The sequence below is a fragment of the Comamonas sp. A23 genome (assembly GCF_004522605.1).
In the GTDB taxonomy this organism is placed as follows: domain Bacteria; phylum Pseudomonadota; class Gammaproteobacteria; order Burkholderiales; family Burkholderiaceae_C; genus Comamonas; species Comamonas thiooxydans.
In genome coordinates, this window is record NZ_RSDT01000001.1 from 186,771 (window position 1) to 212,572 (window position 25,802).

Genomic DNA, 25,802 nt, shown 5'->3' on the forward strand with positions numbered 1-25,802 from the left:
CCATGAACACCATTGTTTGCAACACCTTGAGCGGCGCCATCACCGAGTACACGCGCCATGAATTTGATAGCGTCACGGCCACGCACTACGCGGGTGTGGATGGCCTTTTTGAATTTGGCGGCGACAACGATGCAGGCCTGCCGATCACGACCGAGCTGCGCCTGCCGGCCACGCTGCGCGAGAACACCCTGAAGCAGCAGATTGCCATGGTCTATCTGTCCATGCGAGGCCAGGGCGAAGCGCGGTTTACGGTGTACGGCCCTGGCCAGAGCTGGAGCTATCCCTTCCCACTGCGGGAGAGCGATCAGACGCGCTGCCCGGTGGGCAAGGGCATCCGCGAGAACTATCTGGGCTTCGGCCTAAGCACCCCAGACGGCCAAGCCTTCACGCTGGACCGCGTGGAGGTGATGAGCGTCAAGTCCAAAACACGGAGAGTTTGAGATGGCAGAGTTTGATTTCAACGGCCCGGCCGAGATTGTTCAGGATAAGTACCAGCGCTCTATCGCTCTGGCCGACCAGGCCTTGCGCGAGTCCAAGTCCATGCAGGACGCATTCAACAACCTGGTGCTGCCGACTCCTACCATCAGCGTGCGCTGGGGCACGATCGCGGCGCCATCCTTGCCCGAAGTGCCGGACCTGCCCGAGCTGCCCAAGGTCGGCTTTACCGCCCCGGGCGATATGCCGGGCGATCTGGATCTGGCCAGCCTGCCCGATGTGGAGGTACCTGGCTTTGATCTGCAGCCACCGGCCATGGACTTTGGCGCCGCGCCTGAGCTGGTGATCGGCCAGGCCCCGGCCTTGCCCCAGATGCGCGAGGTGGCCATCCCAGACGCGCCCGATGTGAGCCTGCCCGATGCGCCGGCCTTTCTGGCGCTGACCACGCACAGCTTTGGCGGCGTGAATCTGCACGAGGATTGGCTCGACAAGCTGGACGACATGCCCGAGCTGCAGCTGCTGGAGCCTGCGCCCTTTGAGTTCAAGCGCGCGCCGGGCTACGCATCTGGGCTGCTCGACAACCTGAAAGCCGTGATTGCGGCTCGCATTCAGGGCGGTACCGGGCTGAAGCCCGAAGCAGAGCAGGCCATCTGGGACCGCTCGCGCGATCGTGAAACGCAGGTGGCGCTGGCGCGCGAGCAGGAGGTGATGCGTTCGGCCGAGGCGCTGGGATTTCCACTGCCGTCCGGGGTGCTGGTCGGTCAGCTGGCCGATGCCCGGCGCGAGTTCCACGACAAGCTATCGGGCCTGTCGCGCGACATTGCCATCAAGCAGGCCGAGCTGGAGCAGAGCAACGTCAAGGACGCAATCACCCAGGGGCTGGCGCTGGAAGGCCAGTTGATGGACCAGGCCATGCAGCTCGATCGCCTGTCGTTTGAGGCGGCCAAGGCGACGGCAGACCACGGCATTGCGACCCATAACGCGGCGCTCGAGCGCTTCAAGGCACTGCTGGACGGCTACCGTGCCAACGCAATGGCCTATGAAACCGTGATCAAGGCAGAGATGAACAAGGTGGAGGTCTACAAGGCCATGCTGCAGGCCGAGCAGACCAAGGCGGACATCAACCAGTCGCTGGTGGCGCGCTACAAGGCAGAAATCGATGGGCGCATGGCGGCCGTGGAAATCTACAAGACCCGCGTGCAGGCGGCCCAGACCCTGGTGAGTCTGGAGCAGACCCGCATTCAGGCCGGCGGCGAGGCAATCCGCGCCTTTGTGGCGACCCTCAACGCCGAGACATCCAAGGTGGAACTGTACAAGGCGCGGGCCCAAGGCGAATCCATCAAGCAGGACGCCTACCGCTCTCAGGTGCAGGCCTATAGCGCCTTTGCCAGTGCACAGGCCGAGCGTGCCCGGGTGGCGATTGCCCAGGCCCAGGCCAAGATTGCGGCCAAGGGTCTGGAGTGGGACGGCTGGAAGGCGCGCCTGTCGGCCGAGGTGGCCAAGATGGACGCAGCGGCCAGGCAGTCTGCCATCTTGGTGGACGGCTATAAGGTGAGCGCCAGTGCCATCGAGGCCAAGGCCACTAGCTTCATGCGCCGCTGGGAAGCGGACATCAAGCAGTATGAGGCAGGCTCCAACATCAGCCTGCAGACGGCCAAGCTCAATGCCGATGTAGCGATCCAGAGCAATGCCGCGCGTCTGGAGGCGGCCAAGATTGGCCTCACGACCTCGGCGCAGCGTGTGGCCAGCGCCTGGAGCATGGTGTCGACATCGGCGGGCATCTCTGGCGGCGTCAGCTGGGGCTACAGCGGATCGCTGGATCAGTAACGCACCCCGCTAGGGTTCGACGAGGTAGGGGCGGTCACTCACACTGCCGCCCATGCCTGCCCATAAAGTCAAACTTGAAATCGACCAGGGTGCCACGTTCGACAAGACATTCACTTGGATGACGGGCACCAACAAGGCCAATGCCGTTCCCGTGGATCTGACCGGCTGCAAGGCGCGCGCTCAGTTTCGTGAGGAAGTCGAAAGCAGCGCCGTGTTGCTGGAGCTGACCACGGACAACAACCGCATTCAGCTCGGCGGTGCTGCGGGCACGATCCGCCTGCTGATCAGCGCTGCGGACACCGCTGCGATCGCGTGGCCTTCTGCGGTGTATGACCTGGAGGTCGAGTTTTCCGATGGCACCGTGGTGCGCCGCATGGCGGGCAGCGTGGTGGTGTCGCCGGAGGTGACGCGTGACTGACCTGCTGCAAACGACCCAAGAGCATCTGCTGCAGGAGCAGGTTGAGACTCTGGTGCTGCTGGAGCCTAAGGGCTCTGATGACATTGTTGAAGTGGCGATCGAGCAGGTTTTGCTAGAGGAAGGTCAGGACAACACCCTGCTGGAGACGGTGCAGGAGGTGGTGGTGCTGACTGAGTGCCAGCAGGGGCCGCCCGGGCCTCCCGGTGTTCCTGGCCCTGCAGGCGGTCAAGTGCTGCAGCGCATGGCGGGCATGGACACAAGCGCGCTTCTCGTGGTCTACGAAGACCTGTTCGGCGCTGTCTGGCCGGCTGATCCTGATGTGGAAAGCGATGTGCTGGCGTTGCTGGGCGTGACGGTGAGTGCGGCCGCTGGCGGCCAGCCCATCAACGTGCAGCGTATCGGCCCCGTCGATGACGACGCTTGGCAGCTGGAGCCGGGCAAGCGTGTATTTCTTGGACGGCAGGGGCGGCTGACGCAAGAGCCGCCGCAGGGCGGTTATGACGTTCTGATCGGCACGGCCATCACCGCGACCCGACTGCTTCTCAATATTCAAGACCCTATAGAACTGGAGTAAGCCATGGCAACACAGCCCACCCAAGGATTTTTAGCCCGCGTGTCGGGCAAGACCAAGCAACTGTTTGGCCTGGCCGTTTCTGCCGGCGCGGCGGATGCTGGCAAGCTGGTTGCGACCGACTCGGCGGGCAAGCTGGATATGAGCCTGATGCCCGTGGGTATTGGCGCCAATACCATCATCGTGCCGGCCAGCGAGGCCATCGGTGCGGGTAAGTTCATCAATTTTTATAGCAACGCAGGCGCCATGAATGTGCGTCTGGCCGACAACAGCAATGGCCGGCAGGCGGACGGTTATGTGAAGGAAGCCGTTGCCAATGCCGCTGCGGCCACGGTCTACCCGCTGGACACCACCAATACTGCGCTCACGGGGCTGACCCCTGGCGGGCGCTATTGGCTGGGCACTGCGGGCGGCGTGATTTCAGCCGCGCTCGACTCCACGGATACGGCCAATGTCGGCAAGCTCTGCCAGGAGCTGGGCGTTGCCAAGAGCGCCACCGAGCTGGTGACGGACGACCTGGGCTATATCACGCTGTAATGGTAAACCGCCGACCATTGGCCCGAGTGAACGGGCGTACCCGTCAGCTCCCCGCCGGTGATCAACTCGACTCGGCGGTGCTGTCCAATGCCATCGCAGTGGTGCTGACCGGACTGGTCACCAGCGACAAGTCGGCCGTCGCGGCCACCGATACGGTGCTTCAGGCCATCGGCAAGCTGCAGGCCCAGGCCTCTCTAGCACTGACTGCAGAGCATGTAGGTACGGCTCCGAACCAGATCCCGGGCGTAACGCATCTGGGCGCGCTGGCCTTTGTCGATCAAGTCGGAGCCACGATGGTTCTGAGGCATACGCCGGCATCAAGCCCCGGGCATTGGTGGCGGGAGTACATCAGTAATACCCAGACCGCTATCAAGTTCCACGGGTTCGATGACATCGTGCGGACTGTCTCTGAGGTCGGGCCACAGGGCCCCCAGGGGGCGACAGGGCCAGTTGGCCCCACTGGAGCCACAGGTGCCACCGGGCCGGAAGGGCCAGCCGGACCAGCCGGACCAGCAGGAGCGGCAGGAGCGGCAGGAGCGGCAGGGGCAACCGGTGCGGCTGGTCCCCAAGGCCCAAAAGGGGATACCGGGGCCACGGGGTCTCAGGGGCCGAAGGGAGACAAGGGTGATACCGGTGCCCAAGGTGTGCAGGGCATCCAAGGCCCAAAGGGGGATACAGGCGCAACTGGCCCCCAGGGCGCAAAGGGCGACACCGGGACTTTTGACACCGGACAGGTCGGCAGTGCCCCAAATCAGCTGCCTGCGGGCACGCACCTTGGCGCCCTGGCCTCCATGGATGAGGTCGGAGCAACCATGGTCTATCAGCACAGCCCTGACCTACCACCGAATGCGGTGTGGCGTGAGCGGGTCAGCAACACCGAGACGACTTTGAAATACAGGGGCAGCGATGGCGTGATTCGCAGCCGTCAGGAGCTTTGGACATGAGCGTGATTGCAGATCTGCCGGATATTCGGCCCAGCCTGCTGCTGGACTTTGCCAACAGCCGCCGGGTGCATCCACTGATTCAATGTACGCGGGCCAGCACTGCAACATGCTACGGTCCAGATGGCGTGCTGCGCACCGTGGCTAGCAATGTGCCTCGCATTGACTTCGACCCCCTCACCGGCAAGTGCCTGGGTTTGTTGGTGGAGGAAGCTCGCACGAACTTATTGCTCAACTCGGTGTTTGCGGGAGCGGCTTCGGGGGCGCCAGGGACTGCTCCCACAAACTTCCCTTTCTCTGTAGCGAACGGCAGTACAGAGGTCATTGCAGGAGGTCTTTACACCACATTGCGACTGTCGACAGCGACTGCAGCAAGGCATTTCCTCACGCAGTTGAATACTCCTGTAGAGGTCGGTCAGTACGCCTTCTCCCTGCCATGCAATTTCTATGTGGCCTCGTCCGTTGGTAACTTCCTTGGTGCATCGGCTGGAACTGCGGTGTTCACGGCTCGCTACTTTGTTGACGGTGTTGAGATTGCTTCTGGCACTTCTGTCGGGACAGGCAAAAAGACAGTGTCAATGCTTCTGGACGTGACAACGGCTGGCACTATTTCAATGCGCTTCGGAGTCGGTGTTGTTGTTTCTACAGTGGGGGATGTTGAGTTCAGTCTCCCTCAGCTAGAAAAAGGTGCCTTTCCTACTTCACCAATTCTCACTACCACTGCAGCTGCTACGCGTGCAGCAGATCTGCTGCACATCGACTACACACTCCCCACCGTTGGTGCCATCGTTGCATCCGTTGCTGGCCTGGCATCGGCCAACACTGCAAATGCGTACCTGTGGAGCGCGGCACCCCCTGTTGGCTCGGGCGCGGACCACGCATACTGCTACTTGTCTAGTGCACCCAACCGCGCAAACTGGTGGGTCAACAAAGGAGGCGTTGGCCAATCTGGCGGCAACATCGTGGGGCGGCCCCCTAGCGTAGGCGTGAGTTTCGACGCCACTGCCAGGGCTGCCGCAATTGCATCCGGCTCACTGCTCACAAAAGACACGATCCGACCACGCGACTTCCCTGCCAATCTCTCCCAGCTGCGCCTGGGATGCAATAACGTGAACAGCGGATTTTTGGGTGGTTGTATCTCGCGCTTGGCGGTCTACAGCGGTCGTATCACAGACGCTCAACTCCAAAGGCTCACAGCATGACGACCTTTCTCCAGTTCGGCAGCGAAGTTACCGCCATCGATGCATTCGCGCCGTGGCTGCACGATGGCGCAATGCCTGCCTATATCGGCTCGGTGGCCGTCGATGTGGTCGGCGTTATCCAGCGGCCGACAGGAGAAGTCCTGCAGACAGGGGACGGGGAGATCCCTGTGCTTGCGCCGCTGCCAGGCTGGCACATCAATCTGAGCGAACCTGTGCCCGAGTTGGCGCAGTTTGAGATTGAAGCGCCGGCCACGCCCGCCCGTGTCTTTGCGGGCAGCGGCGCTGTCGAAGTGCAGCGGGTGCCGGTCGAGGTTGCGCGCTGGCAAGCCAAGCTGGCACTGATGCACCAGGTGGATGAGCAAGGCGTCACTCTTTGGGATCGCCTGCTGCAGTTGCGTGAATCGCTCGCGGATACCGAGCAGCAGACCATGCTGGATGCGGCCATGAACGAGGTGCTGAACTGGAAGCGCTACAGCCCCACGGTCCTGTGGGCTGCCGAGCAGCTCGATCTCACCGCCCTGCAGGTGGATGAGCTCTTTATCTACGCGCACGCGCTGGAGCTTTGACACCCCTCTAGGGTTCGACCGTTGGGCGCAGCCCCGGAACACTCCGGGGTATGAAAAAAGCTCTCGCATCAATGCTGGCGCTGCTGGGCATCCACCAGCATCTGAGTGCCGAGCAGAAACAGGACATCGCCACGGCGGTCTTTCAAGCCACGCCTGGGGCTGTCACCGCCGGTGGCTTTCGCCTGGCAGGCCTTCCATTGAGTGACTGGCTTGTCTTAGCTTCCATTGCTTTTGTAGCGTTGCAAGCAGGCTATCTGGTCTGGAAGTGGCGTCGCGATTACGTGCACGAGCAGGCCCGCCAGGAACTGCGCGAAAAGGCCAAGGCCGCCGTAGGAGGCGCGTAATGAGCAAGATTCCCTCGCAACTGCGCGCGAGCATCGGCGCCTTGCTGGTTCTGACCGGCTTGGGAAGCGGCACCTACTACGTGGACCAGGCCGCGACGGCCGAGGCCCAGCAGAATCAATATATCCAGGCGGTGGCGGCTGACCCTGACATGCCCGATGGCATGCGTATCGCCATGGTCATGGCCGCGTTCTATGAGTCCAGCAATCGCCACATTGGCACGCCCTACGTGGACAAGGTGGGCAAGGGCCAGCCGCTGACGGTCTGCAACGGACTGACCGGCAAGGATGTGATCGCCGGCAAGTGGTACAGCCCTGCCGAGTGCTTCCGGCTGGAGAAAAAGCGCTATGTGCAGTATGAGGTGATCGCAAAGCGCTCACTGACTTACTGGGGCGGCTACAACCCCTTCCAGCAGGCCACGTTCTACGACTTCCTGCACAACAAGGGTGACGGCAATTTCCAGACCAGCACCATGAGGCGCGACGCGAACGCGGGCAACTGGGCCAAGGCCTGCCGCGAAAACGTGCGCTGGAACAAGGGCACGGTGAATGGCGTGTCCATGGTGCTGCCCGGCCTGAAGATCCGCGGCGATGCGAATGCTGAGCTTTGCGAGTGGGGGCTGGCATGGCCCGGCTGACCCTCTACACATCCCTGGCGTCCGCTGCTGCTGGTGCTGCCCTGGCTTGGTATTTCCAGGCCGCGCGCCTTGGAGCCGATCTGGCCGACGAGCGGCTGCAGGCCAGCCAGTACCGCGAGCAGATCGCTGATGAGCGCACGGCCGCCGGCCGGCGTCTGCTGGCCGTGGAACGCACGGTCAACGACAAATACCAAGGAGCCCTGAATGACGCCATCCAGAAGCAGGCCGGCTTGCAGGCTGCTGCTGATCGCGCTCGCCGTGAGCGTGACGGCATGCAGCACAAGCTGTCCGATGCCGAGCAGCGACTTGCTGACGCTTCCCCCAGTGCCTGCATCGAGTACGCCTCAACCCTCAATCGCGTATTCGGACAGTGCAGCCAGCGATACACAGAGCTGGCAATCCGAGCTGATGGCCACGCAGCTGATGCAGCAACCTGCCGCGCAGCCTGGCCAGTGATTCCCCAAACCAAGGAAAACCAATGAGCAAAATTGCGATCACCGAGCAGATGGTCGGCCGCTTCCTGTCCTGGCCATTGCCGGCGGACTTCGCGCCTGACTGCGGCATTACCTTCACCCGCTCGCCACACGCTGGCATGAGCCCCACGGGCACGAACCTGCTGCACTTTGGCCAGGCCAAGGCAATGCTCGAGCACTGCATGAACGGCGGCACTGCCAGCGCCGGCGCTTTGCCGCCCCACCAGCAGCGCGTGCTGGATGAAAAGCAAGAGCTGGACATCCGAATCACCAGGCTGGACGAGTTCATTCTGCGCAATGCCTTGTTCCGCGAGCTGGACCCCGAAGAGCAAGCCCGTATGCGCCGTCAGCTCGATGTGATGCGCGAGCTGTCTGTGATCCTGGGTGAGCGCATCTCTGCTTTCTAAGCCTTCCGGCCCGCACCGGCCGGCTGCCGGATTCTGGAGTAACCATGCAATTCATTAAGAGACACTTTGCGGCAATCCTCTTTGTTGTGATCGCTGTGGCCCTGGTGGTCTTTGGCAGTCGCCTGTTGAGCGAGTCGGCCAGGATGATCGACGTTCTGCTGTTCGGCTTTTTCTGTTCTGCGTTGCTGGTGCTGCCCGTGGTGGAAGCTGGCGACAAGATTCTGAAAAAGCTCAAGGAACTGGAGCCCAAGACAGGCGGCACACTGGGCCCGAATGTGGTCGGGGTGCAGCGCGATCACCGCAACGACCTGGAGTATTCCCTTGTGCATGCGCTGGCGCCTCATTTGGTGAACACCAAGAGCGCGCCCGAACTGGGGGCATTTATCCGGGATGTGGTCAACTCAATTCAGGGCCGCGGCTGTCAGGCGCCTACAAAGGTTTGCACATGTGGCCCGAATGCCGGCTGCACCAATTGCCCTGGTGGTGGCTGTCAGAGTTTGAATGCCGCCCAGGATGGACTGTCGCAATCAGCCGCAAGGACAGCCGAGGCTTGGGCCGGAGTGCTGGGCAAGACTTCCTGAATCAGCAGATTCCTCAGTAGCCTTCGACCAAAGGCATTTCCGTCCCATCGACCGCAATCATCACGCCCGTGGTGTTGGGGTCGATTTCAATTGGGACGCCCCACATTTCATTGGGCTTGCCGAAGGAGTTGAAGATGTTGAACTTCCGCAGCTCTTCCGGCGGCAATAAGCAATACCGGAAATGCAAATCGTTCTTGCGCTACTCCCGTGTTAGAGTGTTTCCTACATTGATACCAACTATTAAGAATCAATATCTATTGCATTGATTAACTATGGTGCGAGCACCTAACACCCGAGTTCAAGAGGCCATATGTCTAGGGAGAGCGCGTCACGTGTCACTAAACATGTCATCCCTATGGATGAGGTGTTGATTCGGACAGCGCTATCAAAATCGATGCTCTACAAGCTCTTGCGGCAGGACAAGTTTCCTCACCCAACGCCGATGAGCAATAGAAGCATTGGCTGGTTCGAGGCTGATATCGAAAACTGGCTACAGGCTAGAAAAGCGGCTCACCAAGTCGATCTCGCACTCCCCCTCGTCTACATGGCGGGCAGGATGGGAGAGTCTGTAGACAACAAAAAGCCAGGCGGGGACTTTTCTTGCTGGCGAATCTTCGATGTCTCCAAGTCCAATGCCCTCGGTGATTTAGAAACGGAAAGCTCGGAAGCTGACGTACTGATCGCGCCGCCGCAAGAAATGGTCTTTTATGGAACGCGCACAAGGTTCATGTACTCGGGTCCATGGAAGACCAGAGGCAGCGACCACGGGTACATGCATGGAGTGACTCCGTGCTCGCCTGACAGAGCACAGAACGCCGCATACCGTGGAGCGCTCCAAGGCATTTCTCGGGCTGATGTAGTTGTGGCCTATCTTGAAGATCTGGAAGCCTACGACACTCTGGTTGAGATTGGTTACGCCAGGGCGGCCGGTAAGAGGGTGATAGTGATTACTTCACCGGCACTTCATAAGCCACCGCTTAACGATAGTTGGAGTCGCAGGTTCTGGTTTGCTATCCGGGCTGCGGATCGGCACATTGAATTGCCAGACCGCCCCGGTAGCACGTCAAAGGAGCACTGGCAATTGGCTCATGCACAAGCAGCAATGCTGGTTGCGGAGTGGTATCCAAACACTATGGTCTCTACCACCTAAAGCCTTGCCCATACCCAGGTTGCGAAGGCTTTTGAACATTACCAAACAGGGGCTGCACAATTGAAAGCAGTCAGGTAAAAATAGTCTGTGACCCTACGAATAAATTCTCTTGTCAAAGATAATTAATCAAAGAATATCGGTAAGAAAAATTCCATTTATCTTGAACTTGAAATTCAGATAAAAAAGAGAGTTTAAATAATACCTGTCAGCATCGCATATCTGACAGCTTGTGCTCTGGTTCTGACCTGCATTTTTCCGTAAATATTTTTTACATGTGTTGCCACAGTCAATGGGCTGATTTCTAAGTAGGACGAAATCTCTTGAGTAGTTTTTCCTTGAGCTATCAACTTCAATATATCTATTTCTCTTTCGGTCAGTGACTCAAATTTTTTATGCGTGAAGATTTTTTCTCCCTGCATAGCTGCATTGAATATTTTTGGAATGATTTTTTTCGCCACCCGGGGAGATATCGCAGCTCCACCATTGGCTACTTCCAGCACGGCCTGCAAATAGCTTCCAAACCACGAATTCTTCACCAAGTATCCAACAGCGCCTCTCTTAAGAGCATCCATGGCGGCATCATCGTTTTCACTTGCAGAAATTGCGATACAAAGCACGTCAGGCCTTTTTAGCTGGATCGACTCCAGCAGCTCAGCACCTTGGCCTTCGCCAATAGACAGGTCGATGAGGAGCACATCGAACTCTTGTGAAAAGACGTTCTTACGAGCTTCTTTGTAGCTGGAAGCCTGCCCTACCAGAAGAGTGCGCGGGTCACGCATGAGCTCCTGCGCGATCACGTTCCTGATGTGTCTGTCTTCATCGACCAGAAAGACCCGCACAGGTTGGCTCTGCTGACCTTTCATGTCAGACGGCCACATGCCACCGAAAGCAATAGATGCGCCTTCAGCTCTGCCGACGTCAGACCGCGAACTCATAGATGCGTCGGATAGATACATGTGACACCCCAGCAAGTAGATAGATTGGTTGGAAGTCACGCGAAAAATAAAATTTCCCTTTTTTAAAATCCACTAAAAGTAAATAAAGAAATACGTAGTTTATATTTTTACAAATTAAAACTCTAATATGTGGTATCGATTGAAGTAGATGCGTGAAAAATAGATATAAACCCTTCGTTATTGAAACATTGGACATGGAAAGTAAACAGAAATACAGATTACTTTTTTTAACACTGTAAGAATTTTCCCATGGGCGCTATTTCTTCAATAGCGCACCATGTATAAAACACAATAACTTAATCAGTTTTTGATTGAATTAATTTAGTTAAGAAAATATTTTTAAACAGGGTATTACTGTTTCTTAGTCATTTTCTGAAACTGGCCTTACCGAACGCCTGTTTTGGAACGTAACTAAGCACTCCGGAACTGGTTGACGGTTAACAGGAGCCTTTTGCAGATCTGCAAATGGTCTTTTGCTCACACACACTCTCTCTTTCACTTGTCTGAAAACTCGCTATTTAAAGGAACGATCATGAAAAAGTCTGTGATTGCCATGGCGGTTATTGCGTTGGCTGGTGTTGCATCTGCTGCTGTGAGCAGCTCAAGCATTGCTGCCACCAACACGACGTCGAGCGCATCGTCTGCCACGATGTCGGGTGCGGCCAGCTCGGGCAACGGAAGTGCGCTGAGCATGAATAGTGCAACCTCCGGTGCAACGTCGAATGCAAACGCTGCTGGCGGCGCTATCGGCGCAGGCGGTTTTGGCATCGGTGGGGCAGCTGTCGGCGGTAGCGCAACTACTTTCGGTAATGTGAAGAGCCTTTCCGCCACTTCTGGCAACGGTGTTGCGGGCGGCGTAGCGGCTACCAATGCCAATGCGGGCTCAGCTGCTGCTGCCGGCTATAACGCAGGACCCGTCAACGGCACAGCCTTCGGCGGCGCCTCTTCTCAGACCGCGAATGTTGCTGCAACTGGCGCCGGCCCTGGCGGCGGCCTGGCCTACGTCCACAACAATGCAGGCACCACCTCTGGCTACAACGCCACATCGGGAGCCGTTTCCTCACCTTGGGGCTCGTTGACCAATACCACCTCTAATGCCGGTTCTGTGGGTACCGTCCATCAGAATGCCGGCGCCTGGGGTAACGCTGGCTACCTCTCCAACGGCGGCGGCACCTCCGGTACTGCCGGTGCAGGCTCTACTGCCAATGCCAACTAAAGCAGCTGTCTCAGGATAGTTGTGTTTGTCCCGGGCCTGGCTGCCTGGCCAGGCTCGGGCAACGTAGGAGCAAAGCATGAAATTCTCAATAGCTCTGTTAAGTCTTTGCGTTCCTTTGTGCAGTTATGCGCAAAGTGCCGACAGCAGCGCGCAAAGCTCCTCCAACTCCTCATCAGTAGGGGCACAGCAGAACCAGTCAGTCACCATTGTCAATCCAGTTGCATCTCCGGCAGAGAGCCGATCAACGGCCATGATGGAAAGTCGATCCACGTCAACCTCCGACCAGAACATCACAACAAACGGCACGACCACTCAGAACCTGAACAGCACGGTGTCCGGGACGTCCAAGAACATCGTCGAGTACACCGGTACATATACACTGAAGAACGTTCCCAGCGTGGGCGGCCCCAATCTCACGACCAGCAATGACACCTGTATGGGCAGCAGCAGCGGCAGTGCCAACGGCCCTGGCTTTGGCGTGAGCTTCGGTACGACCTGGACGGACGAGCATTGCAAGCGCCTGAAAATGAGCCGCGAGCTCTGGAACAAGGGCATGAAGGCAGCTTCGCTGGCTATGGACTGCATGGATCCTGCCGCTCGCGTGGCACTGGAGATTACGGGTTCGAAATGCCCGCAATCCATGACCGCAGATGAGCGCCGCAACAACTACGGGCCGGATGCTTCGGCACAAGGTAGCGTAACCCCTTCCGTGCCGCCCTCAGAGGCTCAGTCAAGCTTTGCGCCTGAGGTCACTCGCCCCACGGCTATCACCTCTGTGATGGATGACCCAAGTACAGCACGGCTGTATGGCAATTAGTGGGCGTGATTCCTAATCTAGGAGGCCGCTATGGGCAAGACTCTAGCTCTTTTAGCGATTGCACTATGCTGCGCTTCGTCTTTGGCTGCACCCGACTCCAGGGCCATCAATGAACCGTTGAGCATTCAACGCCAGATCTTCGGAAGTGGCGAGCAAGGGGCAGCAGGCTCGCAACAAGCAGAGCCAGTGGGTGACTATGGCGTCTGGCATGTGCCGCAGTACCTGCCTGGTTATCCGACTGCAGCAACGATATGGCCCCGCGCTATCCCTGTGAAATGCAAGGACAGACAGTGCGACGGCTATGTGATTACCCCGCAGATGGGGCCAGGTGAGTACCTGTTTTTCGTGCCTACAAGTGAGTAGGCAGGTCAAAAGAGAACAGGGCGAAAGCACTTCATTCGTGCTGACAGCAACTCACCTAACAAGGGCGGCCTCATGCCGCCCTTGTTGATTGCAGACTCACATCCCTGATGAGTCGCATGCACAAGCCAGGCCACAGGTTGCCGGCGGACCAGCAGGACAAGCGCAGCGTGATCCCGCTTGAGATGCAGGATGTGGATCAGTGGCTGGCCGGGACAGTAAGGGAGGCTGGGCAACTGCTTAGATTGCCCTCGGTTTGCGTGGTTGATGCCACCCCGCTGGCCTCCTGAAGCTTGCCAAGTACTTGTGTTACATGTAAACAAATGATTCAAAAAATGGTTGCTCCGCCTATCATGTCGGCGTCTTAGGTTAAGTCAGCCGAGCATGTACTGGAGGGAAAGTATGCTGAAAACTCTTGGGTTGGGAATGTCTGCTTTGGCTCTTGCAGGACTTTCCGGATGTGCGGCTACTGGCTCGGATTTTGTGGAGTACGCTGAGAGAGCTTCGGGCTGCAGCAGTAGCGTTAGCTTCTACGGGACCGCGATTGGTGTAGAAAAGCGAGAGGGGCGATTTGACTCCAGCACAATGGATAAGGCCATTGCAGGAATCAAGACAACTGCTTTGGGATGCAACGCTGACATCATAACGACCATGTCGAACCTGGGAAGCGCCGTGTCTGACCTTCGTGAGAAGCGTCCGAAAGATGCCCTGGATATAGCTTTGCTGTCATTGCATGTGGCAGATGAGAACCCAGATCACTTGTTCCAGATGTATTACGCATCAGCATATCTATCCCTGGCTGCTTCCAACCAAGATGAGGCTCTGTGGAATCGTGTCATGACGTTGTATCTGGATCGCGGTTATTGGGATCCGCGGTTGCCCTTGGGTTCTTCTCTGGAGCCGTACGCAACTCCCGATATTCGGCAGCGCATCGATACGCTTCAAGGAGCGATGGCGAAAGCTGCGGAGGCGGCTAAGTTAGCGACGGGCATTGACTGCAGCTCTCTTCAATACTGCCAGCCGCCGCAGGGTGCTCGTTCATTTGTTGAGGCGGATTACTACGATGCCTATGCTGAGACTCTTCGTCAGGTGGGCGAGCCACGGAGAGCCAGTCTTGTGGAGAGTCTTGCTAAAGATACGCGTCGGAAGAAAACCAACCTTGTTGCCAAATTGCAAGCGGAAAGCACGGCATCTGCTTCCCCAACTAAACGTGCTACTTCAAGCAGCAGTATTCAGACAAGCACGCTAAGTGCACTCGTTCAAGCTACTGGTCAGATTGCACAGGCCGCCCGTGGTTCTGGCAGTTCTGTGCGTAGCCAGTCGTTAACCGGGGCCTCTGCATCAGCATCTCGCTCAGCCTCACAGGCGGGCTCTGGGGCTGCAGCCATGGCGAGCAACAATTTCAATTCAAGGTCAAGCACGGCTTCAGCACCGAATTCCTACACGAGTAATTCGCAGCCAAGTGCCGCGGATGGCAAAGGGTACAGAGACGGTCAGCAGTGCACGAAACTTAGCAACAACAGCGATAGCTTTCAGAACCTTTGCACTTTCCCCGTCTGGGTCTCTTTTGTGAACCAAAATGGTCAAGGTGCCGCTGGTCCAATCAAGCCAGGAGGCCGGGAGCTCATCACCAAATCAACCAGGATTCAGTGGGCGGCATGCGAATACCCGAGTTCACCGAAATTGCAGCCGACGCTCTCGGGCTCACCGTGGCATAACAGCCCGGGGTCTCGCTATTACTGTGTGGGACGCTAGTCAAGCAGCGGTCTTTCCACAGTTTGCTCACATTCAGAACTGGCCCTAAAAATGCTGCCCGAATGTGCCCCAAAGTTGTATTTGTGGCCGGTTAGCGCGAAATGCAGAAATCGCTCGCTTTGGCGACTTGTGGCGGCGTGTTGTTGGTTTCTGCATGAATAGGCATTCGGAGTTGGTGTGGTAGGTTGGTGTGCTTTGTAAGTCTTTGATTTATAAATTAAGTGTAAACCTTTACACGGAGTAGGTCGGCGGTTCGAGACCGTCAGGACCCACCACTAAAAAACTAAAGAAATCAAGGGCTTAGAGCGATCTAAGCCCTTTTTCTTTGCCCTCTCTACCAACCGAAATCGTTGCTTGCCAAGCTGCCTGAGCCTGGCTTGGCGCCCGGCAGGAGAGCTCATGGCCGCTTGAGAAAAGCTCGCGGCGGCGGGCCGGGGTTACATCTTTTCGGGCTTCTTACGCTCTCGCTCTCATACCTGCTTTTCAAGTGTCTCTGGAGTTTTCTAGATTGGTGTCTCGCTCATCGGACGGGCATAAATAAGGTGAAATCAGAGCGAATGCTGATGAGTGTCTCAGGGTGTGAGTTTTGCAAAATTGGCTCCATTTCGCGTAACTGCTCGGCCTAGCATGCTCATGTGTTCTATGACAGGAGGCCAATCATGAAATCGCTATCTGCTATCGCGTTGCTGGTGACCGCTGGCGCGCTGAGCGCCTGCGATGACAAAGCACCAAAGCCTGAACTGGAAACGCGGCCGCCGGCAATGGAGGGAATACAGCGACCACAGCCAGATCCTGGAGCAGCAGTCCCGAGGCCTGAGCCATCTCCTGCGAATCCAAATCCACGGCCTTAAAGACTGGGACTTGGATAGGACTGCTAGGAGTCTGCTCATTTGGTTGTTTGTGCGGGCTCGCTTCGTTGCTGTTCCCGGCCACGATCAGCCAGAGGGTTGATGCTGTTTCCGGCCGCTCGCTCCCGGGCCGTTTTTGTGGAAGGCTAGTCTGCAGCCGGGTGATCGATGATGTAGCTCGGCGGGAAGTCTTGGACGCTATAGCGCTCGCGCTGCATGAGCATGCGCAGCACTATGTCTGCGGTTACCTCGCGCTCGCCCTTGGGCCGGGTACGTTCAGCAGGTCTACGGCTACCCGCCTGTAGCTTCGCGCGGCATATCTCCCGAATGTCCGCGCGATAGTGGCAGGTCTTCGGGGGGGCGGTGTTGGCATCGTGTGCGCCGATTGCGTCGGGGTCATGGTTGATCCCTGTGTCAATGGAGCGGCCCAATGCCTGTGCAGGCATCACAGGCACCGATCAACAGGCCAATCATCAGCTTGGCAGGCAGTGCCCGCTCGAATTGAGGTGTAAGCATGAGCTCCAGAAAACGAGCCTGCTTGGTGGCTGGCTGTTCAGCTTGAAAAGTTGGAGATTGCTGGTGCTGAAGATTCCAGTCCAGCGGTTTTGTTCATTGGGCTCATGGTGTTTGGTAGCGCTCACTTGTTGCGGGCTGAGCAGATGCGGTACCTTATAGATTGGGGCAACTGCGAGGGGATGGCTGATTTGATGGGGTGTTCCGAGAGGATCGGAATATCAACCAATTTGGCAGGACTCTTCACGCGACGGTCCCTAGCTAGGAGGTCGCCATGGAAACGATAGAACAGATGGCTGAAAGACACATCCGCGAGTCTGAAGCGGACTTGGTTCATATCGATGTGTTGATGAAGCGTGCACAGAAAATGAGTGCGAACGCAGCCGATCAAGTGGAAGCTGAAAGGCTTTTGGATCAAGCCATGAGGCAGCGCGCTAAGTTGGATCTGCATCTCGCGGCCCTAAAGAGCAAGCAAGAGTCCGATTGTGAGCAGCTGGCCGAGGAGGGCAAGCGCTTCAAGGAGACGCTTGAAAAAATACGCTCGAATATTGAAGTGATGCTGGCTTCCTGGCTTTGACCGCCAAGCGGTTGCAAGGATGGACGACCTCCGAACGTTCCTGTGTGGAGCCGCAGTCGGCAAAGAAAGTCTGTTGCGGGGTACATCCTCCTGCACCTGTAGATCGCCCTGCCAGTCGATGGCAATGCACTAGATGATCATGTTCTTGAGCATTGCTCCCCAGAACGCCAAAAGTCCGCTCAGTGGCGGCTGGGAAAGCTCCCGCTACAGGGTTTTCATAAAGCGCTGCGGCAGGTCATCTTGCAACTATGGGTCGAGGCTGGGATGAGTGCTCTCGATAGAGATATCTGGATAACTCACTCCCGATACATGCACTTGATCACGTCCAGCATTTTTTGCCTGATAAAGAAGCTGATCGGCTTCTCTCAAGGCATGGTCCAGCTGGGACGGATCGGTGATCGATGAAATCCCAAAGCTCATGGTCAATTTTGTGCCAGAGAGAAGAAGGTCTTTATTCGACCGGAGGTCTTGTCGGATGCGTTGAGCAATTTCTTCTGCATCTCGCAGTGCGATGTCGATCAACAGAATCACAAACTCTTCACCACCGAACCGTGCGACGAGGTCGCGCTCTCGTACATGGTTTTGCAGAGTCGCGGAGACAAGCTGCAGCACCTTATCGCCATATTCATGACCCCAGGTATCGTTGATTCGTTTGAAGTGGTCTATATCACAGGCCAGCACCGCCATGGGATAGAGCCTCATGTCGGTTAAAATCTTCAGGGCATATTCATGGAAGGATCTGCGATTCAATATCTGGGTCAAAGTATCAAGGTCACGTTCTTTCTGTAGTTTGCCAACGGTTTCCTTTGCGGCAATGACGGTCATGACCACGGTAAAGAGTATCGCGAAGTTCAATATGCTCACCAGTGTCAAGAGCCAATACGGCGATCTTGGAAATGACCGCGGATCCGGGTATCCCAGCAGCGAAATAATCATGGGTCGAGTAAGAGTGTAGGCTGTGAAAATCATGCTCAGCCAGAGCAGTGACTTGTCGAGCCAGTCAAATGAGCTCTTCCTTGAATAGACCTGGAGGATAGGTAGCAATAAAACAAGGCCTGAACCAACACTGAAGGAGTTCACTCGTGCCCAGACGTTGGGGCTGATCCGGCTAAAGTAATACAGCGCAGCTAACGTGATACCGGCAATCAGTAGCGCTACAAGTGGCTGGGCCGATACACGCCATCTCTCTGCCCAACTTTTCGCAAGGCACCAAGCGCTCAGCAGGTAGAAACTGCCAAGCAGGGGTGCGTAGCGAGTGAGCTCCTCCAGGGGCATCAAGGTTTGAGCTGCGAGAGGCAGTGCAGTGAGTGAATAGGCGCAAGATTGCCAGAGCAGAAAGCGCTGAGATCGTTGGGCGAGCCAGGCAGCGACCAATATGACTGCCAGAACAAAGATCGCCAAAGGTGGCGTCAGAACCAAGAGGTCGTTATTCGCGAACATATGACCAGAGCCTCCTCGATCGAAGAGCGGTAACGCCTGTTCCTTGAGCGCAGAGCGACAATCTACTTGCACCGTAAATGTGTTCCGCTATTGGCGTCACAATTTATTACAGCGTGCGTCCTCCCTCATCCATGTCAGCCTGCTTCTTGTTTGGAGTGGTAAATCAGTCAAAAATTGTCAATGCCAAGACTTTCTTCCATGAATGAAAATCGTTCCCAGTTATTGATTCGCATTCATCGCTGGCATGTAGCTTCCGTGCGATTTTTGAAGCTTATGCAGTGATCTTTTTAATCTCCTGAATCTGAATGCCAGCCTGCTTCTATGGTCAGCTCCTTGCATTGCTGGGCGCCCTTTTGAAGGATGTACGGCTGGCTTGCTGCGTACTGCAGTGCGAAGCCATGAGGCTTTGCCGAAGGGCTTTGGTGGCTTGTCGTCTGCCTTCTGTGCCATCTGGCAAAGCCGCTCATGGGCCTGCCTTGCCTCATCCAGCTTCCCGGGCCGGATGCTGGGAAAGATTGGCTCATCTGCTTGTGCGGGAGTGCTGGTCGGCCCATGCAGATGGCGGCGGTCAGGATCAGTCCTGCAACGAGATTTTTCATGGTTTCGCTTCGTAGCGCTTGTCTGTAAAGCGCAAGCAGCTATCTCAATTGAGTCGATCGCACTCACATCGGCCAGGCATCTGGCGTCTTGGCGTTCACCACGGGCACGCCAATCAGGCAGAAGAAGCCAAAGAGGGTCAGCGCGATCAGTGGCTTTATTTCAGGGGCGGGCTATCAGAAGCGCGAGGGCTAGGGTGCGGGTGTGCGGCCATTTCACAGGTCCCCTTGGCAATCAGGCTTTGGAGCAAGGTGAGTGACTTTGCCAGTTGCTTGGCCTCATGGCTTGCTTCATGCAGGGCGTAGTGCTTTACGTCCACAAAGCCGCCCACAGCTTTTGCTGCGGGATGAAGGTCGAGGATGGCTCGCATGTCGCGGTCAAAGAACCATTCCCAGGGTAGTTGCTGGGAGAACGTGTCGTAGAGACTGCGCAGGATCACGTTGTCGAAGCCAGCCCTTCGCATCGGGTTGTCAGGGTGTCGTCCTTGAGATGCCGACGACGAGGTCAAGGAGGACGCCGGACGGTATTGGATCAGGGGATCTGCAAGCAGTTTCCGGTGCCTGGACCGGGCGTCAAACAGCGCATGCAGCAGCAGTCGTGTGCGTGTGCGTGTGCGTGTGCATGTGCATGTGCATGTGCATGTGCATGTGCATGTGCATGTGCATGTGCATGTGCGTCATCCTCGAGTGTGGCTGGGAAGGAAAGCTGGAGACCACTGCAAGTTGCGGATATTGATGAAGATATAAGCCTTCGCGCAGAGTGGCTAGGCGGTTCGAGACATTCAGTACCCGCCCCTACAGCGCAAAGAAGGCTTGGAGAGCTCAAAGCCTTCTTTGAGTTTTGGCGTCTATTGCTACTGGAAGTGACGGTTGTTCGGGGTATTTCTATGCAAGATGCCCTGGCTAGACAGCGGCAATGGAAAAGCTGGCAGTTAGAATGGACAGGATTAGCCTAACCCTGTTGGTGGAGGTTGGATGGCAGTTCTGTAGAGCATCAGTGCCCTGTAGAGGCCCGGTCGGTGGCGCAAGCGGGTCGCACGGCTTTCACCATTGTTAATGAGGCGAACGCAAGTTCGCCTTTATTTTTGCTGCCGCAGAAAGATTGACCATGTTCGAATCCATCCGCAAGCATTCCAAGTTCGTGATGATCTTGTTGTTCTTGCTGATCATTCCCTCTTTCATTTTTGTCGGAGTCAACCAGAACTACTTCACCGAGTCCAGCCAGACTGTGGCCCGCGTGGATGGGCATGACATCACCCAGCAGGACTGGGACAACGCTCACAGGGCTGAAAGCGACCGCCTGCGTGCGCAGAATCCGACCATGGATGCCAAGCTGCTCGACTCGCCAGAGGCGCGCTATGCCACGCTGGAGAAGCTGGTGCGTGATCGCGTGCTGGCAGCTGCTGCCGCCAAGATGCACCTGACAACGCCCGATGCACAGTTGGTGCGTACCTTGCGCGAAATCCCCGCGATTGCGTCCTTGCAAAAACCCGATGGCTCGCTGGATGCAGAAGCCTACAAGGCTCTGGTCGGTTCGCAGGGCATGACTCCCGAAGGGTTTGAAGCCAATCTGCGTCGGGAACTGGCACTCAATCAGGTACTGGGTTCCGTCTCTTCGACAAGCTTCACGACTGCCGCGCAGTTGCAGCAGGCCATGGACGCCCTGTATCAGCGCCGAGAAATTCAAGTTGCCCGGTTTGATGCCAGTGCCTTTGCAGGCAAGGTCCAGCCCACGGAGGCCGAGCTCAAGGCTTTCTATGAAGCACACACCAACCAGTTCAAACAGCCCGAGGCAGCAACGGTGGAATATGTCCAATTGGATCTGGCCGCTGTACAACAAGGCATTGTTCTGAGCGAAGACGACCTGCGCACCTATTACAAGGAAAATGCCGCCCGTCTTGCTGGTCCCGAAGAGCGTCGTGCCAGCCATATCCTGATCAATGCGGCCAGGGATCTTCCGGCTGCCGAGCGTGAAAAAGCCAAGGCCAAGGCTGAGCAATTGCTGGCCCAGGTGCGCAAAGATCCCAAGAGCTTTGCCCAGGTAGCCAAGGCCAACTCGCAGGATCCCGGCTCTGCTGCCAATGGCGGTGATCTGGGTTACTTTGGCCGCGAGGCCATGGTCAAGCCATTTGAAGAAGCCGTTTTCAAGATGAAGCAGGGCGACATCAGCGATGTGGTCGAGTCTGACTTTGGCTTTCACATCATCGAGCTGACCGGCATCAAGCAGCCCAAGGTGCCCTCGTTCGAGGAAATGCGCCCCAAGCTGGAAGCAGATCTCAAGCAACAACAGGCTCAGCGCAAGTTTGCAGAGGCGGCCGAAGCCTTCTCCAACGCCGTTTACGAGCAGTCCGAAAGCCTCAAGCCTGTGGCCGAGAAGTTCAAGCTGAGCATTCACAAGGTCGAGAACGTGACGCGTGAGCCAGCCCCTGATGCGCAAGGTCCTCTGGCCAACAAGCGTTTCCTTGAGGCATTGTTCTCCGCAGACTCTCTGGAGAACAAGCGCAATACCGACGCAGTGGAGCTGGCCCCCAGCAACCTGGTGGCTGGTCGTGTGCTGAGCTATGCTCCTGCGCACACCCAGTCCATGGATGAAGTGGGTGAGAAGCTCAAGCAGCTATATGTGGCGCACCAGTCCGCAGAGCTGGCCAAGCAGGAAGGCAAGGCCAAGATGGCCGAATGGAAGGCCAAGCCTGAAGCAGCTCAACTGCCTGCGGCTGTCGAGGTGGGTCGCGATCAAGCCAGGGACCTGCCGCGTGAAGTGCTGGATGCGGCATTGCGCGCCCCCACGAATGCCCTGCCTGCATGGGAGGGTGTCGACCTTGGCAATGCAGGTTATGCCGTGATCAAGGTCAATCGCATTGCTCAGCGTCCTGCGCAAGATGCTCAGGTGCTGGAGCAGCAAAAGGCGCAGTTCACGCAGTGGTCTTCCATGGCTGAAGTCATGGCCTACTATGAACAGTTGAAGAAGACCTTCAAGGTCCAGATCAAGGTGCCGCGTCCTCAGTAAGGCATTTAAATCAGGCATGAGTTTATTTCCGGCCTGATTTATGCATTACAATAGATGCTTCTACGGTGGCTGTAGCTCAGTTGGTAGAGTCCAGGATTGTGATTCCTGTTGTCGTGGGTTCGAGTCCCATCAGCCACCCCAGAATTTCAAAAACGCTCTGCAGCGCAGAGCGTTTTTATTTGATGAGAGGTGTTTGCCTTGAATCGTTGCTAGTTCAGTGTTTATTGCTCTCAATTTTGATTTGATGGCTCAAATTCTGAAGTAGAATAGAGACTTCTACGGTGGCTGTAGCTCAGTTGGTAGAGTCCAGGATTGTGATTCCTGTTGTCGTGGGTTCGAGTCCCATCAGCCACCCCAGTTTATAAAATGCCCCACAGGTTTGCTTGTGGGGCATTTTTGTTTTTTGCAGCTCGCTGCTATGCAGCGAGCGCAGACTGTTTTGAGGCTCTACTTTCTCGCTAAACAGGCTGCCCGGTGCTTGAAAGCCTCGTGACAGTGGTCGGGCTTTTGCATTGCGCTACCTGCATGCAGTCAGCGGCGCGCACCTTCAAGTGCTGTCAGGGCAGAGCTGCGGCTGCCCCGCCAGCAGACGGTGTGCGGCATCACTACGACAAGCGCAGCGCCGTGCCAGCCATCCTTTCCTGCGGTTCCGAGGGGCGCTCGCTCGTCATCCGTGGTGGATTTGTAAATGTGTGGCAGTACCTCGGCGAATGAACTCGGTGGACATGGCGGCTTGAATGCAAAGGTTTTTGGCTCATCTGCTTCACGACTGCAACTGATGGTGCAAAGTGCTCTGCCAGTGCCTTGCTGATCTGTCCAAGGGATTCGGCGGGGGAAGGCTTGGCGTTGCACAGGCGGCACAACTATTCAGGAGGCAAGGCCTCATAGATTGATTGCCTCTCCAGAAAAGAAAGACCGGCTGCGGCGGAGGGGGCTGGGGCCAGAACTGCTAAGAACTTGCCTTCAGTCCGCTGTGTAGTCGATAGGGTCATAGGCATGTTGCCGGCCCAATGCTCCAGCCATGGATAGCAGGAACGCCAACCCACGGCGCACATCTGGCTCACCCGCCATGCGAAGAAGGCCAATTAAAGTAGGTGTTGTCTCGAGTCGCTCCATGCGGGCTGCGGCCATGCGGGCCGCGTTTCCGGCTGACCATGCTGCAGATACGCTTTCTTCAAAAGCTCTGGCCAGCTTTTCGACCATGTACGCATCGCTCATCTCGACCGCATCGGCAGCCGCGGAAAGCATGTCTACGACACGGTTCAGGCGGCGCCCTGCCAATAGAGGCTCGAGTTTGCTCATGAGTTCGGCCAAACCCTGAAGAGCGGCATCGTCGTTCAGCAGGCCTGCACTGAGTTTCATGGCAGATTCGTGCTCGGCCATCGGAATATCGGTAGTGCTATTCATCTCGAATCTCCTTGTGTACATCCATGAAGCTGGCTTAGACCAGGGCGCGTGCTACCGCCCAGTACAGGCCTCGATTGAAGCCCTTGCGCATCATTCCGCCGATCTTGGTGGGAGGCGTTGGCTTGACATCTACTTTGTAGTCATACCAAAGAGGCATTCCGTCATCGAGTCCCATCTGCGCGATGGCCACAACTCGGCCGTCGTATGCATCGCAAGTACGGTCGAAGCGGATTTGCGATGCGATGTTGTTGACGACAACAGGTGACTGGCTGTGGCAGGAGCCACCGGCCTTGCTGACAGGAAGATCCACGGTGTCGCCGAGCACGTAGACATTCGAGGTGCCTAGCATTTGCATCGTCTCGTGGTCAGTGGGGAGCCAACCTTCGCCATCTTGTGCCTGGGACATACCGCTATCGCGTACGGCCTGTACTGCGCGAATGGGGGGTGTGGCCATGAGAATGTCGAAGTCTTCTGATTCGCCCTCTTCCGAATAGGCGATCTTTGCGTCGGGGTCCACGTGCGACAACGTGAACCCGCGCTGATAACGTATACCGCGTTGCTCGAACACCGTGGGGAGGATCTCGCAGGTATCCCTCTGAAGGAACAGGCAGTTGCGCAGCAATTGCGATACCGTTGGGTAGGTATAGATGATCTCCACTTTGTCTCTCACTCCGCGGCGGCGCAACAGATCGTCGAGCATCAGAGTCGTCTCGATCGGTGCGATGCCGCACTGGTGGGGGACGTTCGGGGTCTTGGGGAAGGTCACGGTGATGAATATTCGACCCTTCTCGATACGAGTCAGCTTGTCGGCCAATTTGCGGGCAGGCCCATGCTGGTAGAAATGGTCGCCGCCTTCGGTCAAGCCGGCAATGCGCTCTGGAGAGGGAACGCAGCCCGTGGATATCACAAGATGGTCGTAGTTAAAGCGTTTTCCGCTTTTGCATTGGACTGATTGAGCCGAAAAATCAAAGCTCTCCACTTCCTCGACTTGAAAGTCGATTTCAGGCCTCAGCAGCTCGCGCTGTTTACGTCTCAGTTCATCCCGGAAGAATGCATTGAAAGCCACATACATAAAGGCTGGCTTGTAATAGTGCCAAGGAGAATTGGAGAGCATGGTGATGCGCACCTTGCCGCTTAGCAATTCCGGATATAACTTGATGACCAGATGATTGGCCGTCATGGTTCCGCCAATGCCGCCGCCAATGATCAATATGTGATGTGCCATCCTGCTACTCCTCTTAACATTCAGTCGAAAAATGGCCGGCACCTGACAGGTGTCGGTTCGTGAAACCAAATTCAATTGGGCCGAAGTGAGCGCCATACTCCTTCCCACAAGGAGTCAAAGAGTTGTTCGAGCGGTGTGTCCACCAATCCGTCAAGGCGCAGGCAGATAATGCGGATTGCACTGCCATACATCAAACTGGCGGCAACCATGGGTTCCATTGAGCGAATCTCGCCGTCTTTCATGCCGGAGAACACAAAGCCGCGCATACGGACAAATGCGGAAGCGGAACAGATCGCTTGCTCCTCTGGCAGAAACTCGCGGTGGCGTGCATTGACCACAAAACCCATTGCATCAGGCTCGGCTTCAGCCAAGGCGAACAGCATGCGCAGTACGGCTTCACAGCGTTCGCGGCTGCTTGCGTGCTGCGCTTCTATGACATCCAGCAGCGCATTCATGCGGGAGAGCAGGTGTCGATAAAGCTCCCTGGCAATGCCTTCTTTATCAGTGAAGTGGTTGTAGAAATATCCGATAGAAACTCCGGACTCGGTGCATAACTCTTGGATTGAAGTGTTAAAGAAGCCATTTCTTACAAAAAGCCTCAGAGCCACACTAAGCGTTTGAATATGGCGGGAGCCGGAATTTGGAAAGAATGTCCAAGTTTCTTTTTGCATTGTAAAAATAGAATGAATCTTCGTTCTATTTTTCACGTAATGATGATATGGAAAACAGGGGTAAACCCTGTTTGCAGAAAATCGAAATTTCCAAATCTTTGGAGATTGCAATTTGGCTGGGCAGGTCTCTCGCCTTTTGCTTTTGCTTTTTGTGTATGGAGAGGTCGAAGCTCTATGGGGCTCTCATATCTGATGAGTTAACTTTCTTGCGTCTGGCCACCCGACGGGTGAATGCGTTGGCCATATCAGTTGGCTCGAGTCTTTTGAACTATCTGGCAACGCCGCTCTTGGGCATGCTTTGTGTCCTCCTGCTTCCAGGGCTTGATA

General features: G+C 56.6%; 28 protein-coding genes and 2 tRNA genes. 21 read left to right on the forward strand and 9 right to left on the reverse strand.

Features of this window, described 5'->3' with window-relative positions:
* Positions 1-2: 2 nt before the first annotated feature.
* From EIC84_RS00920 to EIC84_RS00980, 13 genes are read left to right on the forward strand one after another with little or no spacing between them, the layout of a single operon-like run.
* Complete coding sequence (locus tag EIC84_RS00920; RefSeq protein ID WP_003066373.1) at positions 3-440, forward strand: hypothetical protein; 438 nt, start codon at positions 3-5, stop codon at positions 438-440.
* Between the two features lies 1 nt (position 441).
* Positions 442-2,262: a hypothetical protein gene (locus EIC84_RS00925; protein ID WP_003066375.1), complete on the forward strand. Its 1,821-nt coding sequence runs from the start codon at positions 442-444 to the stop codon at positions 2,260-2,262.
* A gap of 52 nt (positions 2,263-2,314) precedes the next feature.
* Positions 2,315-2,680 carry a hypothetical protein gene (locus tag EIC84_RS00930; protein WP_003066377.1) on the forward strand — a complete coding sequence of 122 codons (366 nt, stop codon included), beginning with the start codon at positions 2,315-2,317 and terminating at the stop codon, positions 2,678-2,680.
* Positions 2,673-3,254 (forward strand): hypothetical protein, encoded by a 582-nt coding sequence (locus tag EIC84_RS00935; protein ID WP_003066379.1) that lies wholly within the window; start codon positions 2,673-2,675, stop codon positions 3,252-3,254. The genes EIC84_RS00930 and EIC84_RS00935 overlap by 8 nt, the downstream gene beginning before the upstream one ends.
* Positions 3,255-3,257: 3 nt before the next feature.
* Positions 3,258-3,788 carry a hypothetical protein gene (locus tag EIC84_RS00940; protein WP_003066381.1) on the forward strand — a complete coding sequence of 177 codons (531 nt, stop codon included), beginning with the start codon at positions 3,258-3,260 and terminating at the stop codon, positions 3,786-3,788.
* A gap of 26 nt (positions 3,789-3,814) precedes the next feature.
* Positions 3,815-4,732 (forward strand): collagen-like protein, encoded by a 918-nt coding sequence (locus EIC84_RS26575; RefSeq protein WP_240701967.1) that lies wholly within the window; start codon positions 3,815-3,817, stop codon positions 4,730-4,732.
* Positions 4,729-5,931 (forward strand): hypothetical protein, encoded by a 1,203-nt coding sequence (locus EIC84_RS00950; RefSeq protein WP_003066386.1) that lies wholly within the window; start codon positions 4,729-4,731, stop codon positions 5,929-5,931. The genes EIC84_RS26575 and EIC84_RS00950 overlap by 4 nt, the downstream gene beginning before the upstream one ends.
* The gene (locus tag EIC84_RS00955; RefSeq protein ID WP_003066387.1) at positions 5,928-6,497 is read left to right on the forward strand and encodes a hypothetical protein; all 570 of its coding nucleotides are present in this window, start codon (positions 5,928-5,930) and stop codon (positions 6,495-6,497) included. Before EIC84_RS00950 ends, EIC84_RS00955 begins: the two co-directional genes overlap by 4 nt.
* A gap of 50 nt (positions 6,498-6,547) precedes the next feature.
* Entirely contained in the window at positions 6,548-6,841 is a 294-nt protein-coding gene (locus tag EIC84_RS00960) for a hypothetical protein (RefSeq protein ID WP_050788973.1), read from the forward strand.
* Entirely contained in the window at positions 6,841-7,476 is a 636-nt protein-coding gene (locus EIC84_RS00965) for a lysozyme (protein WP_003066391.1), read from the forward strand. Before EIC84_RS00960 ends, EIC84_RS00965 begins: the two co-directional genes overlap by 1 nt.
* Complete coding sequence (locus tag EIC84_RS00970) at positions 7,464-7,958, forward strand: hypothetical protein (protein WP_003066393.1); 495 nt, start codon at positions 7,464-7,466, stop codon at positions 7,956-7,958. The genes EIC84_RS00965 and EIC84_RS00970 overlap by 13 nt, the downstream gene beginning before the upstream one ends.
* Entirely contained in the window at positions 7,955-8,356 is a 402-nt protein-coding gene (locus tag EIC84_RS00975) for a hypothetical protein (RefSeq protein WP_003066395.1), read from the forward strand. Before EIC84_RS00970 ends, EIC84_RS00975 begins: the two co-directional genes overlap by 4 nt.
* 44 nt (positions 8,357-8,400) lie before the next feature.
* On the forward strand, positions 8,401-8,937 hold the full coding sequence (locus EIC84_RS00980) for a hypothetical protein (RefSeq protein WP_003066396.1): 537 nt from the start codon (positions 8,401-8,403) through the stop codon (positions 8,935-8,937).
* 13 nt (positions 8,938-8,950) lie between these two features.
* On the opposite strand, the gene EIC84_RS25890 is transcribed toward EIC84_RS00980, so the two are convergent.
* The gene (locus tag EIC84_RS25890) at positions 8,951-9,124 is read right to left on the reverse strand and encodes a hypothetical protein (protein WP_160162813.1); all 174 of its coding nucleotides are present in this window, start codon (positions 9,122-9,124) and stop codon (positions 8,951-8,953) included.
* Positions 9,125-9,292: 168 nt separating this feature from the next.
* On the opposite strand from EIC84_RS25890, the gene EIC84_RS00985 reads away from it, so the two are divergent.
* Positions 9,293-10,087, forward strand: coding sequence for an AlpA family phage regulatory protein (locus tag EIC84_RS00985; RefSeq protein WP_237704457.1), 795 nt, complete (start codon positions 9,293-9,295; stop codon positions 10,085-10,087).
* A gap of 191 nt (positions 10,088-10,278) precedes the next feature.
* Here EIC84_RS00985 and EIC84_RS00990 read toward each other — a convergent pair whose 3' ends face one another.
* On the reverse strand, positions 10,279-11,043 hold the full coding sequence (locus EIC84_RS00990; protein WP_370456482.1) for a LuxR C-terminal-related transcriptional regulator: 765 nt from the start codon (positions 11,041-11,043) through the stop codon (positions 10,279-10,281).
* Between the two features lie 592 nt (positions 11,044-11,635).
* Between EIC84_RS00990 and EIC84_RS26140 the strand changes: the two genes are divergently transcribed.
* The 3 genes from EIC84_RS26140 to EIC84_RS01020 all read left to right on the forward strand — a co-directional run bounded on the left by EIC84_RS26140 (position 11,636) and on the right by EIC84_RS01020 (position 15,191).
* On the forward strand, positions 11,636-12,259 hold the full coding sequence (locus tag EIC84_RS26140) for a hypothetical protein (RefSeq protein WP_237704459.1): 624 nt from the start codon (positions 11,636-11,638) through the stop codon (positions 12,257-12,259).
* A 250-nt stretch (positions 12,260-12,509) separates the two neighbouring features.
* Positions 12,510-13,076 (forward strand): hypothetical protein, encoded by a 567-nt coding sequence (locus EIC84_RS26145; RefSeq protein WP_003066408.1) that lies wholly within the window; start codon positions 12,510-12,512, stop codon positions 13,074-13,076.
* A 762-nt stretch (positions 13,077-13,838) separates the two neighbouring features.
* A complete protein-coding gene (locus EIC84_RS01020) occupies positions 13,839-15,191 on the forward strand; it encodes a hypothetical protein (RefSeq protein WP_131361338.1) in 1,353 nt (450 codons plus the stop codon).
* A gap of 994 nt (positions 15,192-16,185) precedes the next feature.
* On the opposite strand, the gene EIC84_RS01025 is transcribed toward EIC84_RS01020, so the two are convergent.
* Positions 16,186-16,494: a hypothetical protein gene (locus EIC84_RS01025; protein ID WP_131361340.1), complete on the reverse strand. Its 309-nt coding sequence runs from the start codon at positions 16,492-16,494 to the stop codon at positions 16,186-16,188.
* A gap of 332 nt (positions 16,495-16,826) precedes the next feature.
* On the opposite strand from EIC84_RS01025, the gene EIC84_RS01030 reads away from it, so the two are divergent.
* Complete coding sequence (locus tag EIC84_RS01030; protein WP_003066420.1) at positions 16,827-17,129, forward strand: hypothetical protein; 303 nt, start codon at positions 16,827-16,829, stop codon at positions 17,127-17,129.
* A gap of 246 nt (positions 17,130-17,375) precedes the next feature.
* Here EIC84_RS01030 and EIC84_RS01035 read toward each other — a convergent pair whose 3' ends face one another.
* From EIC84_RS01035 to EIC84_RS01045, 3 genes are all read right to left on the reverse strand, one after another.
* Complete coding sequence (locus EIC84_RS01035; protein ID WP_003066422.1) at positions 17,376-18,569, reverse strand: diguanylate cyclase; 1,194 nt, start codon at positions 18,567-18,569, stop codon at positions 17,376-17,378.
* Between the two features lie 287 nt (positions 18,570-18,856).
* Complete coding sequence (locus EIC84_RS01040; RefSeq protein WP_223305633.1) at positions 18,857-19,168, reverse strand: hypothetical protein; 312 nt, start codon at positions 19,166-19,168, stop codon at positions 18,857-18,859.
* Positions 19,169-19,323: 155 nt separating this feature from the next.
* Complete coding sequence (locus tag EIC84_RS01045; RefSeq protein WP_131361342.1) at positions 19,324-19,674, reverse strand: 3'-5' exoribonuclease domain-containing protein; 351 nt, start codon at positions 19,672-19,674, stop codon at positions 19,324-19,326.
* 599 nt (positions 19,675-20,273) lie between these two features.
* Between EIC84_RS01045 and EIC84_RS01055 the strand changes: the two genes are divergently transcribed.
* The 3 genes from EIC84_RS01055 to EIC84_RS01065 all read left to right on the forward strand — a co-directional run bounded on the left by EIC84_RS01055 (position 20,274) and on the right by EIC84_RS01065 (position 22,529).
* Positions 20,274-22,172, forward strand: coding sequence for a SurA N-terminal domain-containing protein (locus EIC84_RS01055; RefSeq protein ID WP_003066426.1), 1,899 nt, complete (start codon positions 20,274-20,276; stop codon positions 22,170-22,172).
* Between the two features lie 65 nt (positions 22,173-22,237).
* Positions 22,238-22,313: transfer RNA gene (locus EIC84_RS01060), tRNA-His, on the forward strand.
* A gap of 140 nt (positions 22,314-22,453) precedes the next feature.
* A tRNA-His gene (locus EIC84_RS01065) sits at positions 22,454-22,529 on the forward strand.
* Between the two features lie 606 nt (positions 22,530-23,135).
* Here EIC84_RS01065 and EIC84_RS01070 read toward each other — a convergent pair.
* From EIC84_RS01070 to EIC84_RS01080, 3 genes are all read right to left on the reverse strand, one after another.
* Complete coding sequence (locus EIC84_RS01070; RefSeq protein WP_003066428.1) at positions 23,136-23,579, reverse strand: DUF1641 domain-containing protein; 444 nt, start codon at positions 23,577-23,579, stop codon at positions 23,136-23,138.
* Between the two features lie 34 nt (positions 23,580-23,613).
* Positions 23,614-24,804 carry an FAD/NAD(P)-binding oxidoreductase gene (locus EIC84_RS01075; protein WP_003066430.1) on the reverse strand — a complete coding sequence of 397 codons (1,191 nt, stop codon included), beginning with the start codon at positions 24,802-24,804 and terminating at the stop codon, positions 23,614-23,616.
* Between the two features lie 71 nt (positions 24,805-24,875).
* The gene (locus EIC84_RS01080; RefSeq protein ID WP_237704460.1) at positions 24,876-25,511 is read right to left on the reverse strand and encodes a TetR/AcrR family transcriptional regulator; all 636 of its coding nucleotides are present in this window, start codon (positions 25,509-25,511) and stop codon (positions 24,876-24,878) included.
* Between the last annotated feature and the right edge of the window lie 291 nt (positions 25,512-25,802).

What these genes read in the sequence shown, in the direction of transcription:
- EIC84_RS00920 (WP_003066373.1), top strand. Translation starts at nt 3, where the DNA reads ATGAACACCATTGTTTGCAACACCTTGAGCGGCGCCATCACCGAGTAC.
- EIC84_RS00940 (WP_003066381.1), top strand. Translation starts at nt 3,258, where the DNA reads ATGGCAACACAGCCCACCCAAGGATTTTTAGCCCGCGTGTCGGGCAAG.
- EIC84_RS01070 (WP_003066428.1), bottom strand. Translation starts at nt 23,579, where the DNA reads ATGAATAGCACTACCGATATTCCGATGGCCGAGCACGAATCTGCCATG.
- EIC84_RS00985 (WP_237704457.1), top strand. Translation starts at nt 9,293, where the DNA reads ATGGATGAGGTGTTGATTCGGACAGCGCTATCAAAATCGATGCTCTAC.
- EIC84_RS00930 (WP_003066377.1), top strand. Translation starts at nt 2,315, where the DNA reads ATGCCTGCCCATAAAGTCAAACTTGAAATCGACCAGGGTGCCACGTTC.
- EIC84_RS00970 (WP_003066393.1), top strand. Translation starts at nt 7,464, where the DNA reads ATGGCCCGGCTGACCCTCTACACATCCCTGGCGTCCGCTGCTGCTGGT.
- EIC84_RS00980 (WP_003066396.1), top strand. Translation starts at nt 8,401, where the DNA reads ATGCAATTCATTAAGAGACACTTTGCGGCAATCCTCTTTGTTGTGATC.
- EIC84_RS01020 (WP_131361338.1), top strand. Translation starts at nt 13,839, where the DNA reads ATGCTGAAAACTCTTGGGTTGGGAATGTCTGCTTTGGCTCTTGCAGGA.
- EIC84_RS01055 (WP_003066426.1), top strand. Translation starts at nt 20,274, where the DNA reads ATGTTCGAATCCATCCGCAAGCATTCCAAGTTCGTGATGATCTTGTTG.
- EIC84_RS00965 (WP_003066391.1), top strand. Translation starts at nt 6,841, where the DNA reads ATGAGCAAGATTCCCTCGCAACTGCGCGCGAGCATCGGCGCCTTGCTG.
- EIC84_RS00960 (WP_050788973.1), top strand. Translation starts at nt 6,548, where the DNA reads ATGAAAAAAGCTCTCGCATCAATGCTGGCGCTGCTGGGCATCCACCAG.
- EIC84_RS00925 (WP_003066375.1), top strand. Translation starts at nt 442, where the DNA reads ATGGCAGAGTTTGATTTCAACGGCCCGGCCGAGATTGTTCAGGATAAG.
- EIC84_RS00990 (WP_370456482.1), bottom strand. Translation starts at nt 11,043, where the DNA reads ATGTATCTATCCGACGCATCTATGAGTTCGCGGTCTGACGTCGGCAGA.
- EIC84_RS01040 (WP_223305633.1), bottom strand. Translation starts at nt 19,168, where the DNA reads ATGAAAAATCTCGTTGCAGGACTGATCCTGACCGCCGCCATCTGCATG.
- EIC84_RS26145 (WP_003066408.1), top strand. Translation starts at nt 12,510, where the DNA reads ATGATGGAAAGTCGATCCACGTCAACCTCCGACCAGAACATCACAACA.
- EIC84_RS00975 (WP_003066395.1), top strand. Translation starts at nt 7,955, where the DNA reads ATGAGCAAAATTGCGATCACCGAGCAGATGGTCGGCCGCTTCCTGTCC.
- EIC84_RS00950 (WP_003066386.1), top strand. Translation starts at nt 4,729, where the DNA reads ATGAGCGTGATTGCAGATCTGCCGGATATTCGGCCCAGCCTGCTGCTG.
- EIC84_RS01075 (WP_003066430.1), bottom strand. Translation starts at nt 24,804, where the DNA reads ATGGCACATCACATATTGATCATTGGCGGCGGCATTGGCGGAACCATG.
- EIC84_RS00955 (WP_003066387.1), top strand. Translation starts at nt 5,928, where the DNA reads ATGACGACCTTTCTCCAGTTCGGCAGCGAAGTTACCGCCATCGATGCA.
- EIC84_RS01030 (WP_003066420.1), top strand. Translation starts at nt 16,827, where the DNA reads ATGGAAACGATAGAACAGATGGCTGAAAGACACATCCGCGAGTCTGAA.
- EIC84_RS01035 (WP_003066422.1), bottom strand. Translation starts at nt 18,569, where the DNA reads ATGTTCGCGAATAACGACCTCTTGGTTCTGACGCCACCTTTGGCGATC.